Here is a 16,175-nt window from a genome sequence, read left to right as displayed (position 1 = left end):
CCATGAGAAATCGATTGGCTGTGCTGCGCGCACTCGGAGGAGCCGCGCTGCTGGGACTGGCGTTGTTGGGGGTGGCTCCATCAGCGGTCGCCGAGGAGAGCTACGGGACGTTCGAGGTGTCACCGAACGTGGTCACGCAGGGGCAGGAGGTCACGATCACCGCCACCTGCGACTACCCGGAACTCGCCACGATGCCGCTGCCCATCGCGTCCTTCACGCTCCAGGGCTCCGGGCTGACCGGCGAACGGGGCGAGGACGGGGTCTGGCGGCTCAGCGGGAAGGCGCACGTCGCGGCGAACGCTCCGCTGGGCAAGGGGTCCGCGCACATCGCCTGCGGGCCGCCCGGCAACCTGACCTTCGCGGACTTCCAGGTCGCGGCGTCGGACCCGCCGTACACCTCGCTGTCCATCGGGCAGAACGGCACCGTGTCACCCGGTGAGCGGATCTTCGTTCTCGGGTACTGCTGGAACCCGGAGTTCATCGAGTCCGAGGTCACCTCGTCGGTGCTGACCGTCGACTTCCCGCTGACCCGCGCACTGGACGCCCCGGTGGAGAGCGGGATGTCGGTATCGGCCACGGTGGACGCCGACGCCGAGCCGGGCACCTACACGGCGTCGTTCACCTGCGTGGAGGGCAAGCCTCACACGGTCGAGTTCATCGTCGATTCCGCCGCCAGCGGCTCGCCGACGAGCACCGGGGTGACGACCTCGCCGAAGGCCCAGCCGCAGGTGCCGGTGAAGCCCAGGGGTGGCGCCGACACCGGGGCCGCGGCCTCGGCCGGTGGTGACGGCGGGGCGTTCCCGCTGGTCGGTGGCGCGCTGGTGCTGCTGACCGCCGCAGGGGCGGGTGTGTGGGCGCATCGACGTGGGCGCGACGCCTGACGCGGCGCTTCACGCGGCGCCGGGGTCGTGCGGTGTGGGGAACCGCACGACCCCGGTTCACGCCGTGAAAAACCCTTTGCGATTCTTGCGCGGCGTTCGGGAGATGCAGCGATCACATTTCCGGGAAACAGTGCACCTGCCCGCTCGTCAATGACACAAATGCACTGACCACTCCGGCTCGCCGTGCCACCAGAACAGGTCCGGGTTCACGCTGGGCAGTGGTTCACCCACCGGTGTCGCGCCTTCGGAAGCAGAGTGGGATTCGGCGAACGGGCCGATCAGCTCCTCCGGGGTGCGCACCACGCCGCCGGTCACCACGAGCCGGGTGTTCGCCACCGTCCTGATGTCGCGCAGCGGGTCGCCCTCCACCCCGATCAGGTCTGCCCACGCGCCCGGCTTCACCACGCCGATCCGGTCGGCCAGCCCCAACCAGCGGGCCGGGTTGGCGGTCACCGTCGTCAGCGCCTCGTGCGGGGTGAAGCCGTGCGCCACCAGGCCCCTCAGGTTCTGGTGCAGCCCGACCGCGATCTTGTCCAGCGGCGCGTCCGTGCCGCCGAGCACCAGCCCGCCGCCCCGGTGCACGGCGAGCAGCGTGGCGGCGTTGCCGCGCAGCACCTCCCTGGTCTGCCGGTTGGCCGGGGTGTCCTGGGCGTAGCCCTCGGCCTCCTGGACGAACCGCTGGTGCTCCCAGGGCGGGAACAGCGCGGTGGTCCTGGGGTCGTGCACCAGGGACGGGTCGTCCCCGTGCAGGACCGCCGACTGGAACAGGGTCGTGGTGATCGACATGCCGGAGGCGGCGAACAGCCCGGTCACGTCGCGGTATCCGCGCCCCAGGCGGCTGTTGGTGTGCGAGTAGCCGAGCCGGTTGGTGGCGCCGACGTGCTCCATGCCGTCCATGCCGATCCCGACCGCCGGGTACAGGTAGTGCGAGGTGAGCGGCAGCCCGGCGCGGTGGGCGAGGTCGACGGCGCGGCGCTGGAGGTCGACCGGCAGGCGCACGTAGGTCTTGATCAGGTCGTACTCCAGCGCGATCGCGCGGGACAGTTCCAGATCGACCTGCTCGGGGCTGGTCGTGGTGCGCATGAAGTTGTAGTAGACCCGGCCGCCGTCGACCGCCTCGCCGGTGGCCAGGTAGCGCGGTCCGATCCGCTTGCCCGCGTCCAGGGCCTCCCTGGTCTCGACCATCTGGTAGGCCGGGTCGCCGGGCGAGCGGGTGGTGGTGATGCCGTAGGCCAGCCACAACCTGCCCTGCCGGTCGCCCCACTGCCTGCCGCGCAGGTGCCAGTGGTTGTGCGCGTCGATCAGGCCGGGCAGCACGGTGAACCGCGAGGCGTCCACGACCTCCAGGCCCGGCCACGCGCGGCGGTCGTGCACGGACTCGACCCGGTCGCCGTTGATCAGCACGTCGGCGGCGCGGCGCAGCGTCCCGGCGCGGCCGTCCCACAGCGCGCCCGCGCGCAGCACCTTGCGGCCACCGGCGCGCGGCCTGGCCCAGGTCAGCGGGACCCCGGAGCGGCGGGCGCGGCCGTCGAGGCCGGTGCGCACCAGCGCGCCGTTCTCCAGGTGCAGCAAGGTCTTCGAGTCGCCGCTCCACGACGGCGCGTCCGCCGGACCGGCCGCGATCCTGCGGGCCCGGCCGGTGACCGCGCCGCGCGCGTCGACCGGGACGACCCACAGCGCGCTCTCCACGACGAGCGCCAGCCACCGGCCGTCCGGGGACCACACCGGCCCGTCGTCTCCCCTGGTGGACAGGGACTTCCCCGGCAGCGGTTCGGCGTAGCGGACCTCGCCGGTGTCGAGCGCGACGGTGAGGACCTGGTTCGTGCCCTCGCGGTAGCGCTGCGAGAACGGCTTCACGGCGGCCAGCGCGAGCGTGCGGCCGTCCGGGGACCAGGTGGGGCGGCCGGGTTGGAACAGCGCGGGCAGCACCTGCGTGGCGACGCCGCCGGAGAGCACCCAGGTGGCGCCGTCCGCGTCCTGGAACGCGATCCGCTCGCCGTCCGGGGCGACCCTGGGGGTGAGCTGCGCGCCGGGGAGGTCGGCGAGGCGGGTGTCGACGCCGGTGGCCGGGTCGTGCCGCCACAGCGCGGGAGTGCCGGTGCGGTCGCTGGTGTATACCAGCGCGGAGCCGTCCGGGTACCAGTCGGGGTCGGAGGCGAACGAGCCGTCGTCCACGAGCGCGCGCGGCCTGCCGCCGTCCAGGGGCAGCAGCCAGAGCGCGCCGAGCGCGCGGAACGCGGCCGAGCGGCCGTCCGGGGAGAGCACCGGGCTCGCGATCCCCCTGACCGGGCCGGATCTCCGGTCGACCGGGCGCGCGGCGGGGCGGTCGGTGTGCGGGGCGTACTCGACGGTGGCCTCGAACGGGATGGCGCGGGTGGCGCCGGTGGTGAGGTCGCGCACGCGCAGGCCGCCGTCCGCCGTGTGCAGCAGGGCGGCGCCGAGCCACTGCGGGCTGGAGCCGAACAGGTCCTCGTCGGCGACGACCACCCGGCCGTCGACGACGAGGGAGGTGGTGGGGCCCGCGAAGGCGGTGTGCACGAGGCGGCCGTCCGGGGTGAGGCCGGGGGCGAGCACGCGGGTTCCGGTGACCGGGTGGACCAGGCGGGTGCGGGTGCGGTCCTCCACCGCGATCCGGTCGATGGCGGTGCCGTCGGCGGTGCAGACGAGGTGGCGGCCGTCGGCGCTGAACGCGGGTTCGCCGTCGTCGGTGGGGCCGTCGGTGAGGCGGGTGGTGCGGCCGGTGGCGAGGTCGAGCAGCCACAGGTCGTAGCCGGTGGCGCCCGCGTCACCGGCGTAGGCGATCGAGCGGCCGTCCGGGGAGAAGCGGGGTTCGCGGTGGTCGCTCGGGCCGGAGGTGCGCTTGCGCAGGCCGGTGCCGTCGACGTTGATCGTCCACAGGTGGAAGTTGCCGTCGCGGTACGACTGGAAGACCAGGCTGCGGCCGTCCGGGGCGAAGTGCGGCCGGGTGGCGTCCTGCTCGGGCCCGGTGAGCGGGCGGGCCCTGCCGCCGGACGCGGGCAGGAGCCAGATCCGGGTGTAGAGGTCGATGGCGATGGTGCGGCCGTCCGGGGAGAGGGCGGCGGTGATGTTGGTGCCCTCGGTGGCGGTGAACCTCCGGAGGGCGCCGGGTGACCCGCTGTCCTGCGCGCCCGCCAGGCCCGGTGGCCCGACCAGGGCGACACCCCCGGCCGCGGCGGCCCCGCGCAACAGGTCTCGACGGCGAAAACCAGCACGTGCGCTGTTCACGGGAAACCCCTCCCGATTCGTTGAACGGCCGGTTCTCCACGGTAGGCCGCGCGCGCCGGGTGGGCGGTCAGGTGCTTCGGGGGCGTCTCGACAGGCGGGAAGCCCTTGCGCGGCCCCGTTTCCCGAGCGCGCGCGAAGGCCCGCCCCGCGATCCGGGACGGGCCTTCAAGGGCGTGCGCGACTACCTGGCGTTCAGCGGGTCCTCGACCTCCACCAACCCCGCCAGCACCTCCGGCAGCGGCGCGGTGTGCAGGACTCCCAGGCGTTGCGTCGCCCGCGTCAGGGCCACGTACAGCTCCGCCGCGCCCCGGTCGCCCTCGGCGAGGATGCGCTCCGGCTCGACCACGAGCACCGCGTCGTACTCCAGGCCCTTGGTCTCGGAGGCCGACACCGCGCCCGGCACGTCCGGCGGGCCGATGACCACGCTGGTGCCCTCGCGGCCCTCCTCGGCCCCGGTGAACTCGGCGACCGCCTCCGCCACCCGCTCGGGGTCGACCCGCCTTGCCCACGGGGGCACGCCGCACGAGCGCACCGACTCCGGCGGGCGGACCGACGGGGCGAAGCCCGCCAGCACGGACGCCGCCACGGCCATGATCTCGGCCGGGGTGCGGTAGTTCACCGTCAGCTCGCGGTACACCCACCGGCCCGGCACGTAGCGGTCCAGCACGGCTCCCCAGGAGTCCGCGCCTGCGGGCGAGCGGCGCTGCGCCAGGTCGCCCACGACGGTGAACGACCGGTTCGGGCAGCGCCGCATGAGCACCCGCCAGTCCATCTCGGACAGCTCCTGCGCCTCGTCCACGACGACGTGCCGGTACGTCCAGTCCCGGTCCGCCGACGCCCGCTCGACCAGGTCGCGGGTGTCGCGCTCCTCGAACCGCTCGGCCAGGTCCGAGGCGTCCACCAGGTCGGACGCGATCAGGTGGTCCTCGTCGTCCATCATGTCGGCGCGCTCGACCAGCATCCCGAGCACGCCCTCGGCGAACTTGGCCTCCCGGTCGCGCGCCGCCTCGGCCGCCGCGTCGTCGGCCTTGTCCCGGCCGAGCAGGTCGACCAGCTCGTCCAGCAGCGGCACGTCCGACACCGTCCAGGCGTTGCCGCGCTCGCGCAGCAGCAGCTCGGGGTCGGCCCCGGCCGCGCGCAGCCGCTCCGGCGACGAGTACAGGCCCGCCAGCAGCGACGCCGGGGTCAGCTTCGGCCAGAAGCGGTCGACGAGCGCGGTGAACGAGTCGTCGTCGGCCAGCTCCTTGAGCAGCTCGCGGCGGGTGCGCTCCCACGCCTCCTTGTTGTCGCGGGTGAGCCAGCCCTTGCCGATCCGGGCGATGGCGCGCTCGGTCAGCACGTAGGTCAGGATCTCGGTGAACGTCGACCGCGCCTCGTTGTGCGGCAGGCCGCTGTCGCGGGCCTCCTGCCGCGCCCACTCCACCACGTCCGGCCCGAGCAGCAGGTCGTGCCCGCCCATCCGGACCTCCAGCGGCTCCTCCGGCAACGTCTGCCGGTCCGCCACGGCCGCCGCCAGCACCTCCAGGAACTTCAGCGAGCCCTTCACGCGCGCGGCCTCGGGGTCCTGCTCCTCGGCCGTGACGACCAGGCCCGGCACGAACCCGCCGGTGGTCGTGAACACCACGTCCGACTCGCCCAGCGAGGGCAGCACCCGGCCGATGTGGTTCAGGAACGCCGGGTTCGGCCCGACGACCAGCACGCCGTGCCGCTCCATGCGCTCGCGCTGGGTGTACATCAGGTACGCGACGCGGTGCAGCGCCACGACCGTCTTGCCGGTGCCGGGCCCGCCCTCGATGACGAGCACGCCGTCGTGCGCCAGGCGGATGATCCGGTCCTGCTCGGCCTGGATGGTCGCGACGATGTCGCGCATCCCCTCGCCGCGCGGCGCGTTGACCGCCGCCAGCAGCGCCGCGTCGCCGCGCTCCTCCTCGCCGGGGCGGCCGAGCACCTCGTCGGTGTAGTCGAGGACCTTGCGGCCCCTGGTGTGGAACTGGCGCCGCCGCCGCATCCCCTCCGGGTTCGCCGCGGTGGCCACGTAGAACGGCCGGGCGGCGGGCGCGCGCCAGTCCAGCAGCGCGGGCTCGTAGTCGTCGTCCTTGTCGTACAGGCCGATGCGCCCGATGTAGGAGCGCTCACCGGTGAGCGCGTCCAGGCGGCCGAAGCACAGGCCGTTGTCGGCCACGTCCAGCCGCTTGACCTCCCGCCCCAGCGCGCGGACCTCGGTGTCGCGCTCCACGAGCGAGCCGCTGTTGCCGCCGTTGCCCATCAGGGCGTTGTCGTACTCGGTCCGGACGCGGGCGCGCTCGGCGTCGAGCCGGGCGTGCAGCTCCGCGACGTGGGCGCGCTCGGCGTCCAGTTCTTCTTCGTACCCTCGTGTAGACACGTGCCCCTCACCAGCAGGTTCCGACCTCGGCGGGTGATTGTGCGCCAGGGCCTGGGCCTTGCCGCAAGCCCCCCGGTGTGCTATATGTTCAGGCTGGGGGGACGTGCTCCCCCGTCCGGTCCCATCCTGCCTGATCAGGGCGGCTCAGGCAGCACCGGCCTCGGCCGCGCCGCTCCCGGCCGCGCCGTCGGTCCCGGCGGTCCGCTCCTTGCGCTCCCGCTTCAGCGGCACGATCAGCGGCGTCCCCGTCTCCGGGTCCGGGATGACCCGGCAGCGCAGGCCGAACACGTCCTCGACCAGCTCGGCCGTGACGATCTCGCTCGGGTCGCCCTGGGCCACCACGCCCCGGCCGGGCTTCATCGCGATCAGGTGCGTGGCGTAGCGGCAGGCCTGGTTGAGGTCGTGCAGCACGGCCACCAGGGTGTGCGCGCCGTCCTCGTGCAGGTCGGCGCACAGGTCGAGCACCTCGACCTGGTGGGCGACGTCCAGGAACGTGGTGGGCTCGTCGAGCAGCAGGATCGGGGTCTGCTGGGCGAGCGCCATCGCCAGCCACACCCGCTGCCGCTGCCCGCCGGACAGCTCGTCCACCGGCCGGTCGGCCAGGTCCGCGACGCCGGTCAGCCGCATCGACTCGGCGACCACCCGCTGGTCGTCCTCGGACCACTGGCGCAGCAGCCGCTGGTGCGGGTACCGGCCGCGCGCGACCAGCTCCTCGACCGCGATGCCACCGGGCGCGATGGAGGTCTGCGGGAGCAGCCCGAGCCTGCGGGCGACCTCCTTGGACCGGTAGGACGAGATCGCCGCACCGTCGAGCAGGACCGTGCCCGAGGTGGGCTTGAGCATCCGCGCGAGCGCCTTGAGCAGGGTGGACTTGCCGCAGGCGTTGGGGCCGACGATGACGGTGAACGAGCCGTCCGGGATCGCGACGTCCAGGTTCTCCGCCACCAGGCGCTCGTCGTAGGCCAGGGTCAGGTCCTCGCCGCGCAACCGGGTCATCGCCCGCTCCCCTTCCGCCACTCGTGGGCCAGCAGCCACACGAGGTAGAGCCCGCCGATCGCCCCGGTGGCGATGCCCACCGGCAGCTGAGAAGTCGGGAACAGCCGTTGCACCGCCAGGTCGCCCAGCAGCAGGAGCAGGCCGCCGGTGAGGGCGGACGCGACCAGCGTGGGGGTGGCCGAGCCGGTGAGCCTGCGGGCCAGCTGCGGGGCGGCCAGCGCCACGAACGTGATGGGTCCGGCGGCGGCGGTGGCGACGGCGGCCAGTCCGACGCTGAGCACCAGGAGCGCGAGGCGGGTGGGTTCGGCGGGCACGCCGAGGCCGGTCGCGGTCAGGTCGCCCATCTCCAGCAGTGCCAGCCTGCGGGCCAGCGCCAGCGCGCACGGGAGCAGGACCACGAGGGTGGCGGCGAGGACCTGCACGTGGCCCCAGCCCCGGTTGTTCAGCCCGCCCACCAGCCACGCCTGCGCGGCCAGCGCGCTCTCCAGCCTGATCCTGGTGAGCAGGAACGAGTTCGCGGCCAGCATCATCGCGCTGACGCCGATGCCCACCAGGACCAGCCGGAAGCCCTGGACGCCGCCGCGCAGCGCCAGCAGGTAGACGGCGGTGGAGGTGATCAGGCCGGTCACGGCGGCCGAGGTGGCGACGACGGTCATGCTCGCCTGGAAGACCGCCGTGGCGGCGATCGCGCCGGTGGCCGCGCCCTGGGTGAAGCCGATGACGTCGGGGCTGGCCAGCGGGTTGCGGGACAGGCTCTGCAGGATCGCGCCGGACGCCGCCAGCGCCGCGCCGACCAGGAAGCCGGTGAGCAGCCTGGGCAGGCGCAGGGTGAACACGACGAAGTCGGCGAACGGGTCGCCCTGGCCGAGGAAGGCGGTGAGCACCTCGGCCGGGGTGAGCGGGTAGTCGCCGGTGACCAGGGTGGTGACGGTGGCCGCCAGCACCAGGGCGGCGAGGGCCGAGGTGGTGGCGAGGGCCCTGGGGCTGACCCTGGCGGAGAGCGGGCCCGCCCGCAGCACGCGGGTCACAGCTGGGCCAGCTTCCTGCGCCTGCACAGCGCGATGAACACCGGGGCGCCCAGGAACGCGGTCACGATGCCGACCTCCACTTCCTGCGGGGCCAGGACGACCCGGCCCACGACGTCCGCGCCGAGGAGCAGGATCGGGGACAGGACCGCCGAGTAGGCCAGCACCCAGCGCTGGTCGGTGCCCGCGACGGCGCGGGCGATGTGCGGGACGGTCAGGCCAAGGAACGAGATCGGGCCCGCGGCGGCGGTGGCCGCGCCCGCCATGAGGGTGATCGCGACGACGCCGAGGGTCCGGGTCCGGCCGGGGTTCGCGCCGAGCGCGCGGCCGGTGCTCTCGCCCAGCGCCAGCGCGTTGAGGCTGCGGCCCAGCAGGAGCGCGGTGAGCACGCCCGCGACGACCAGGGGCGCGATCTGCCAGACCGTCTCGGCGGTGCGCCCGGCGAGCGAGCCGACGTTCCAGAAGCGGAAGGACTGGAAGGTCTGGGCGTTGAGCAGGAGCACGGCGGAGATGTAGGCGTAGAGGACGGCGGTGAGGGCCGCGCCGCTGAGCACCAGGCGGTCCGGGGTGACCGTGCCCCGGCCGGTCGCGCCCAGGACGTAGACGACCACGGACGCGACCGCCGCGCCCGCCAGGGAGAACCAGAGGTAGCCGGAGGCCGAGGTGATGCCCAGGAACGCGATGGCGGTGACGATGGCCGCCGCCGCGCCCATGTTCACGCCCAGCAGGCCGGGGTCGGCCAGCGGGTTGCGGGTGAGGGCCTGCATCAGCGCGCCGCTCAGGCCGAGGGAGACGCCCGCCAGCAGGCCGAGCGCGGCCCTCGGGACGCGGACGTCGCGGATGATCGCGGCGTCGCCCGAGCCGTCGTCGGCCTGGAGCAGCGACCAGGTCTGGGTGAACGGGATGCTCTTGGTGCCGACCCACAGGCTCAGCGCCACCACGAGGGCGAGCGCGCCGACGGCCAGCAGCAGACCCAGCGAACGCACCGCCGACCTGGACACCGCACCTCCCCCTGGTTATTTAGGGGAGGCTAACCGATGTGGGCCGGGGCACGCGCGGGGGTGGTGATCTTCGCGCGCGTGCCCGGCTCGGGCGGTCAGCGGTGCACGTCGCCGCCGTCCGGCGCGCGCTCGGCCAGCTCGGCGCGGGTGGGCAGGCCCTCCCAGTCGCCGGGCACGCCGACGACCAGGCCGCCGCACGCGTTCCCGGTGCGCAGGCAGGTCTCCAGCGGGCTGCCCGCGACCAGTTCGGCCAGGAAGCCCGCGACGAACGCGTCGCCCGCGCCCACCGGGTCGACGACGGTGGCCGGGGTGGTGGGGACGTGGGTGATCGCGCCGTCGCGGCAGGCGAGCGCGCCGCGTTCGCCGATCTTGAGCACGGCGGTGCCCGCGCCCAGTGCGGCCAGCCCGGCGACCAGCTCCTCCTCGGTGGCCCCGGAGGCGCCGAGGACCAGTTCGGCCTCCTCGGCGCCCGCGAAGACCACGTCGGCCTTCGCGGCCAGCTCGGCGAGCACCGGGCGGGCTTCTCCGTCCGACCACAGGGTCTTGCGGTGGTTGACGTCGAAGGTGACCGCGACGCCCTCGGCCCTGGCCAGGTCGACGGCGTGCCGCACGGCCGCGCGCGGGCCGTCGCCGAGCGCGGGGGTGATGCCGGTCAGGTGCAGCACGGCCGCGCCCGCGACGGCGGCCCGGTCGACGTCCGCCGGTTCCAGCAGGGAGGCCGCGCTGCCCGCGCGGTAGTAGCGGACGCGGGTGGGGCGGCCACCCCGGTGCTCCTTGAGCATCATGCCGGTGGGGGCGAGCGGGTCGGGCGGGGCGAGGACGGTGACGCCCTCGCCCCGGATCTCGCGCACCACCAGCGACCCGAGCGCGTCGTCGCCGACGCGGCTGATCCAGGTGGCGGGCACGCCCAGCCTGGCCAGGCCGATGGCGACGTTGGACTCGGCGCCGCCGGTGCCGAGCACGACCGGCGCGGCGGCGGTGACCCGGCCCGAGGACGGGAGGGTCACCAGCGCCATGGTCTCGCCGATCGTGACGACACCGGATCCCCGGCCTGCGGGCCTGGTCACCGGGGGCCGCCCAGGTGGATCAGGATCTTGCCGCCGCCGGTCCCGGCCGCCTGCTCCAGCGCGGCTCGGGCGTCGGTCAGGGCGTGCTCGCCCGCGATGAGCGGCTCCAGGTCGAGGCCCTCCCCCAGCGCGCGGACCGCGTCGGTGATCTCGTCCACGAACCGGTACGAGCCGATCCAGGTGATCTCGCGGGTGACCAGGTCGCCGAGCGCGGCAGGCGCCGGGGCGCCCGGCAGGTTGCCGACCTGGACCAGCAGGCCGCCGCGCGCGGTGGCGCGCAGGACCGGGCCGAGCGCGGCGGGCGCGCCGGAGGCCTCGAACACGACCTCCGCGTCGGCGGGCAGCTCCTCGCCCGCGCCGAGGTCGACGGTGTGGTCCGCGCCGAGGGCGCGCGCGGTGGCCAGCGGTCCGGCCGCCACGTCGGCGCTGGTCACCGAGGCCGCGCCCGCGCGCTTGACCGCCGCCGCGACCAGCGCGCCGATCGGGCCCGCGCCGTTGACCAGCACGTCCTTGCCGCGCAGGTCACCGGCCCTGGTCACGGCGTGCAGCGCGACCGCGAGCGGTTCGGCCAGCGCGCCGTGGCGGGTGCCGACGTTCTCGGGCAGCGGGCGGAGCTGGTCGGCGCGGACCGCGACCAGTTCGGCGAAGCCGCCGTTCGTGTGCGGGTCGAAGGCCGCCGAGCCGAGGTAGCGGACCTTCGGGGCCAGGTTGTGCCTGCCCGCCAGGCGGTCCGGGAGCCCGCCCTCCGGCGAGGCCGGGTGGACGGTGACGGGCGTGCCGACCTCGACGCCCGTGACGCCCGCGCCGAGCGCGGCCACCCGGCCGGCGATCTCGTGGCCGAGCACCAGCGGGTGGCGCAGCACGGCGGTGCCGGACGCGCCGTGCTTCCAGTACGCCAGGTCGGAGCCGCACACCCCGCCCCACTCCACGGCCACGAGCACCTGGCCCTCGGCGGCCTCGGGGTCGGGCAGGTCGTCGACCCGCACGTCCAGCGGGCCGTGCACGACGACGGCTCTCATACGGCGTCCTCCAGTCGGACCAGGTCGCGCCCCTTCGTCTCGGGCGAGAGGAGGGCGGACACCAGGGTGATCAGCGAGTAGGCGACGAGCATCGCGGCGATCGGCCACCAGTGGCCGGTGACGGCGGTGAGCGTCGCGGCGAGCACCGGGCCGATGGCGGTGGCGAGGATGCCGCCGATCTCCTTGGCCAGCGCGAGCTGCGTGAAGCGGGTGCGGGCGCCGAACAGCTCGGCCATGGTGACGCTCTCCAGCGAGAACAGGCCCAGCACACCGAGGTTGAGCGCGAGCACCATGCCGAGGATGGTGGCGGTGCTGCTGCCGCTGGTGATCATGAGCATCAGCGGGAACGCGGCCACGGCGGTGACGGCGGTCAGCGCGAGGTAGACCGGGCGGCGGCCGAAGCGGTCGCCGAGCATCCCGACCACGGGGACGGTGACGAAGCCGAGCAGGGAGCCGTAGACGATCGCGGAGGTGGGGACGCTGCGCTCCACCGCGAGGGTGGTGGCCAGGTAGCCGACCAGGAACGTCTGCACCAGGCCGGAGTTGCCCGCCTGGCCGAAGCGCAGGCCCAGCGCCAGGAAGAACGCGCGGCCCTTGCGCTGGCGCACGCTCGCCTTCAGCGAGGTGGCCTCGGGCTGCTGCTCGGCGGCGGCCACGACCTCCTGGTGGGACAGGGCGACGCCGTCGACGACGTCGGCGCGCTCCTCGAAGACGGGGCTCTCCTTGAGGTTGCGGCGCAGCCACACCGCGAACACCAGCAGCACGAAGCTCAGCAGGAACGGCAGGCGCCAGCCCCAGGACAGCAGCTGCTCCTCGGACAGCACGCCGATCAGCACCGCCCACAGGCCGGACGCGGCCAGGGTGCCGGAGTTGGTGCCCAGCGACACCAGCGACGCGATGAGGCCCCGGCTGCGGGTGGGGGCGTACTCGGCGAGCATGACCGTGGCGCCCGCGATCTCCGCGCCCGCGCCGAAGCCCTGGAGCAGGCGGAGCGCGACGAGCAGGATCGGGGCGGTGATGCCGATCATCTGGTAGGTCGGCAGGGCGCCGATCAGGGTGGTGGAGGCGCCCATCAGGGCGATGGTGATGAACAGGACCTTCTTGCGGCCCAGGCGATCGCCCATCCGTCCGAAGTAGACGGCGCCCGCGAGGCGGGCCACGTAGCCGACGCCGTAGGTGGCCATCGCGGCGATGAGGCCGATGGCGGGGCTGACGTCCGGGAAGAAGATCTTGTTGAAGACGATCGCCGCCGCCAGCGAGTAGAGCTGGAAGTCCATGAACTCCATGGCGGTGCCGAGCCAGCCGGAGGTGGCCGCCTTGGCGAGGTCGCGGGTGGTCCTGGTCGCGACCTTCGGCTCCTCGGCCTGCGGCGTCCCGGCCTGGGGAGGGGTGGTGCTGTCCGTCATCCTGTGCTCCGTTGCTGCGGGTGGACGGTGCGGTGGGGAGGGTCCGCCCGGCAGCCCCCGGAACTCACGGGACTGTCTTCGGCGGCGTTGGTGCGGGGTGGGTCAGAACTCGACGCGACCGGCGCGCAGCGCGGGGAGGCGCTGGGCGACGGCGGTGGTCAGGTCGGTCCGCTCGGCCAGGTCGGGCGCGCCGACCAGGCGCAGGAGCCTGGCGACGAGCTCGGGGTGGGCCGGTCGGTCGTGCCAGCAGGCGGCCAGCTCGTCCGACAGGGGGTCGGTGGTGCCGTGGACGGGACGGTCGTCGTCGCCGGGGCGGGTCGAGGCGACCCAGCCCGCGAGGGCGAGCTCCAGCAGCGGCGCGCGGTCCAGGGCGCGCAGCGGGTCGAGCCAGCGCTCGGGCACCTTCAGCGAGCCGTCCGAGCCGATCTGGCGCAGCAGGTGCCGCACCGCCGGGTTGCGGAAGCGGGTGACCAGGTCGTCCGCGTACCCGGCCGGGTCGGGGCCGCCCTCGGGCAGGGTCGGGGCGACCTCGGCGCAGAAGTCCCGGACGAACCGCTCGCCCCACGAGGTGTGCAGCACCTCGCGGATCGTCGTGCAGCCCGCCGCCGCGCCCAGGTAGGCGAGCGCGGAGTGGCTGCCGTTGAGCAGGCGGAGCTTGGTGACCTGGTACGGGCGCACGTCCGGGACCAGCAGCGCGCCGTCGCGCTCCCAGGCCGGGCGGTCGGCGGTGAACGCGTCCTGGAGCACCCACTGCCGGTACGGCTCGCCCGCGACGGTCGCCTCGTCGCGCAGGCCGAGGGCGCGCGCGGCGGTGGCGCGGTCGTCCTCGGTGGTGGCCGGGACGATGCGGTCCACGACGGTGGACGGGAAGGCGACGGCGGTGTCCAGCCAGGCGAGGAAGCTGTCCCGGTCGGGCCGGTTCGCGGCCTCGGCGTAGTCGCGGACCAGACCGGCCAGGACCGCGCCGTTGTCGGCGATGTTGTCGCAGGAGACCACGGTGACCGGGGCGCCGGTGGCGCGGTGGCGCAGGGCGAGCCCGGTGGTGAGGCGGCCGACGACGGTGGTCGGGGCGGCGGAGGCGAGGTCGGCGGCGAGGTCGGCCGCGATCTCGGGGGCGGTGAGGTCGAGGCCCTTGCCGTCGGCGCGGCGGTGGTGGGCCTTCTCGGTGACGGTCAGCGTGATCACCGAGGTCTCCGGGGCGGTGAGCAGGGCGCGCACCCGGTCGGCGTCGTCGGTGGCGTGCAGCGCCTCGGTGATCGAGGCGACGACGCGCGCGGTCGGGCGCTCCGGGGAGCGCTCGACCACCGAGTAGAGGCAGTCCTGGGCGCGCAGCGCGGCCACCACGTCGCGGGAGCGCGGGGCGATCGCGGCGATGCCCCAGCCGCCCGCGTGCTCGGTGTAGACGGCCTGGTGGGCGCGGTGGAACGCGCCGAGGCCCAGGTGCAGGGCGCGGGTGGGCAGCTCGCGCGGGTCGGCGGCGGGGCGGGCGTGCGCCGGGAGCCGGTCCAGCGCGGCGAGGCCGAGTCGGTCCACGGCGGTCACCAGTCGTGCATCGAGCCGTCGGCGAGGCGCGCGACGGGCAGGTAGCGGGGGTCGTACGGGAAGCGGGCCGCGGCGTCGTCGTCGTACTCGACGCCGAGGCCGGGGGCGTCCGAGGGGTGCAGCATCCCGTTCTCGAAGCGGACGTCGCTGTGGAAGACCTCGGCGACCTCGGGGGTGTGGCCCATGTACTCCTGGATGCCGAAGTTCGGGACCGAGATGTCGACGTGCACGGCGGCGGCCATGCTCACCGGGGACAGGTCGGTGGCGCCGTGCGAGCCGGTGCGGACCTGGTAGAGGGCGGCGAGGTCGAAGACGCGGCGCAGGTGCGTGATGCCGCCCGCGTGGACGACGGTGGTGCGGACGTAGTCGATCAGCTGCTCGGTGATGAGGTGCTGGACGTCCCAGATGGAGCTGAGGTTCTCGCCGACGGCGATCGGGGTGGTGGTGTGCTGGCGGATGAGCCGGAACGCCTCCTGGTTCTCGGCGGGCGTCGGGTCCTCCATCCAGAACAGGCGCAGGTCCTCGACGGACTTGCCGAACCGGGCGGCCTCGACGGGGGTGAGGCGGTGGTGGACGTCGTGCAGGAGGTGGAAGCCGAACCCGAACCGCTCGCGGACCGCCGCCAGGTAGGTGGGGGCGAAGTCGAGGTAGGCGGGGGTGTCCCAGGGCTGCTCGTCGGGGAGGGCGGTGGCGGCGGGCTCGTAGACGGTGCCCTTGCGGACGCCGTAGGTGCCCTTCACGTTCGGGACGGCGGCCTGGGCGCGGACGGCGAGGTAGCCGAGGTCCAGGAAGCGGGCGACGTCGTCGAGCAGCTCGGCGGAATCGGAGCCGCTGGCGTGGGAGTAGACCATGACGCCGTCGCGGGAGCGTCCGCCGAGGAGCTGGTAGACGGGGAGGTTGGCGACCTTGCCCTTGATGTCCCAGAGGGCGGTGTCGACGGCGGCGATGGCGGTCATGGTGACCGGGCCTCGGCGCCAGTAGGCGCCTCGGTAGAGGTACTGCCAGGTGTCCTCGATGCGGGCGGGGTCGCGGCCGATGAGGAGGGGGACGAGGTGGTCGCGGAGGTAGGAGGCGACTGCCAGCTCGCGGCCGTTGAGCGTTGCGTCGCCCAGTCCGGTGACACCGTCGGAGGTGGTGATGCGGAAGGTGACGAAGTTGCGCCCAGGCGAGGCGATCAGGACCTCGGCGCGCTCGATGGTGCTCAACTGACCACTCCTCGTTGCGTGGCAGGCGCGGGCTCGGCCCGCTGGGTTGGACGGGTCGACTGGGCGACCGGTGCTTGTATACAAGTATTTGTCGGGCAGGAAGTCAAGGGGGGCGGGGGTGGTGGGGTGGGGGTTGTTGTCGGGCGGCCGGTGGGTGGGGGTTGTCGGGCGGCTGGTGGGGCGGGGGGTGTCAGGCGGGGGTTGTTGGGCGGGAGTTGCTGGGCGGGAGTTGCCGCTGGGCAACTGCCGCCGGGTAGCTGCCGGGCAGGAGACGTCGGGCAGGAGATGTCACCCGACAGCTGTCGGGTAGGGCACGGGGCACGGGGCACGGGGCACGGGGCACGGGGCACGGGGCACGGGGCACGGGGCACGGGGCACGGGGCACGGGGCACGGGGCACGGGGC

The 16,175-nt window shown here is 74.4% G+C and carries 11 protein-coding genes; 1 reads left to right on the top strand and 10 read right to left on the bottom strand.

Going from position 1 to position 16,175, the window contains the following annotated elements; translation table 11 throughout:
* The first annotated feature begins 2 nt into the window (after window positions 1-2).
* Window positions 3-881, top strand: coding sequence for a hypothetical protein (locus tag LV78_RS37295; RefSeq protein WP_253850918.1), 879 nt, complete (start codon window positions 3-5; stop codon window positions 879-881).
* A gap of 147 nt (window positions 882-1,028) precedes the next feature.
* On the opposite strand, the gene LV78_RS37290 is transcribed toward LV78_RS37295, so the two are convergent.
* From LV78_RS37290 to manD, 10 genes are all read right to left on the bottom strand, one after another.
* Entirely contained in the window at window positions 1,029-4,088 is a 3,060-nt protein-coding gene (locus LV78_RS37290; protein ID WP_253850917.1) for an amidohydrolase family protein, read from the bottom strand.
* Between the two features lie 220 nt (window positions 4,089-4,308).
* Window positions 4,309-6,510, bottom strand: coding sequence for an RNA polymerase recycling motor ATPase HelR (helR, locus tag LV78_RS37285; RefSeq protein WP_253850916.1), 2,202 nt, complete (start codon window positions 6,508-6,510; stop codon window positions 4,309-4,311).
* A 144-nt stretch (window positions 6,511-6,654) separates the two neighbouring features.
* Window positions 6,655-7,506: an ABC transporter ATP-binding protein gene (locus tag LV78_RS37280; RefSeq protein WP_253850915.1), complete on the bottom strand. Its 852-nt coding sequence runs from the start codon at window positions 7,504-7,506 to the stop codon at window positions 6,655-6,657.
* Window positions 7,503-8,534 carry a FecCD family ABC transporter permease gene (locus tag LV78_RS37275; protein ID WP_253850914.1) on the bottom strand — a complete coding sequence of 344 codons (1,032 nt, stop codon included), beginning with the start codon at window positions 8,532-8,534 and terminating at the stop codon, window positions 7,503-7,505. Before LV78_RS37275 ends, LV78_RS37280 begins: the two co-directional genes overlap by 4 nt.
* Window positions 8,531-9,532 (bottom strand): FecCD family ABC transporter permease, encoded by a 1,002-nt coding sequence (locus tag LV78_RS37270; RefSeq protein WP_253850913.1) that lies wholly within the window; start codon window positions 9,530-9,532, stop codon window positions 8,531-8,533. The genes LV78_RS37275 and LV78_RS37270 overlap by 4 nt, the downstream gene beginning before the upstream one ends.
* A 95-nt stretch (window positions 9,533-9,627) precedes the next feature.
* Window positions 9,628-10,599 (bottom strand): sugar kinase, encoded by a 972-nt coding sequence (locus LV78_RS37265; RefSeq protein ID WP_308208798.1) that lies wholly within the window; start codon window positions 10,597-10,599, stop codon window positions 9,628-9,630.
* Window positions 10,596-11,618 carry an L-idonate 5-dehydrogenase gene (locus LV78_RS37260; protein WP_253850912.1) on the bottom strand — a complete coding sequence of 341 codons (1,023 nt, stop codon included), beginning with the start codon at window positions 11,616-11,618 and terminating at the stop codon, window positions 10,596-10,598. Before LV78_RS37260 ends, LV78_RS37265 begins: the two co-directional genes overlap by 4 nt.
* The gene (locus LV78_RS37255) at window positions 11,615-13,024 is read right to left on the bottom strand and encodes an MFS transporter (protein WP_253850911.1); all 1,410 of its coding nucleotides are present in this window, start codon (window positions 13,022-13,024) and stop codon (window positions 11,615-11,617) included. The genes LV78_RS37260 and LV78_RS37255 overlap by 4 nt, the downstream gene beginning before the upstream one ends.
* 102 nt (window positions 13,025-13,126) lie before the next feature.
* Window positions 13,127-14,557: a mannitol dehydrogenase family protein gene (locus LV78_RS37250; protein WP_253850910.1), complete on the bottom strand. Its 1,431-nt coding sequence runs from the start codon at window positions 14,555-14,557 to the stop codon at window positions 13,127-13,129.
* 5 nt (window positions 14,558-14,562) lie between these two features.
* The gene (manD, locus tag LV78_RS37245) at window positions 14,563-15,771 is read right to left on the bottom strand and encodes a D-mannonate dehydratase ManD (RefSeq protein ID WP_253850909.1); all 1,209 of its coding nucleotides are present in this window, start codon (window positions 15,769-15,771) and stop codon (window positions 14,563-14,565) included.
* Between the last annotated feature and the right edge of the window lie 404 nt (window positions 15,772-16,175).

Source organism: Actinosynnema pretiosum, assembly GCF_024171695.1.
Taxonomy (GTDB): domain Bacteria; phylum Actinomycetota; class Actinomycetes; order Mycobacteriales; family Pseudonocardiaceae; genus Actinosynnema; species Actinosynnema pretiosum.
This window is presented reverse-complemented; position numbering and strand designations above follow the sequence as displayed.

Excerpts from the sequence above, each read along its gene's own strand:
- LV78_RS37260 (WP_253850912.1), bottom strand. The coding sequence starts at position 11,618 with ATGAGAGCCGTCGTCGTGCACGGCCCGCTGGACGTGCGGGTCGACGAC.
- LV78_RS37295 (WP_253850918.1), top strand. The coding sequence starts at position 3 with ATGAGAAATCGATTGGCTGTGCTGCGCGCACTCGGAGGAGCCGCGCTG.
- LV78_RS37255 (WP_253850911.1), bottom strand. The coding sequence starts at position 13,024 with ATGACGGACAGCACCACCCCTCCCCAGGCCGGGACGCCGCAGGCCGAG.
- LV78_RS37280 (WP_253850915.1), bottom strand. The coding sequence starts at position 7,506 with ATGACCCGGTTGCGCGGCGAGGACCTGACCCTGGCCTACGACGAGCGC.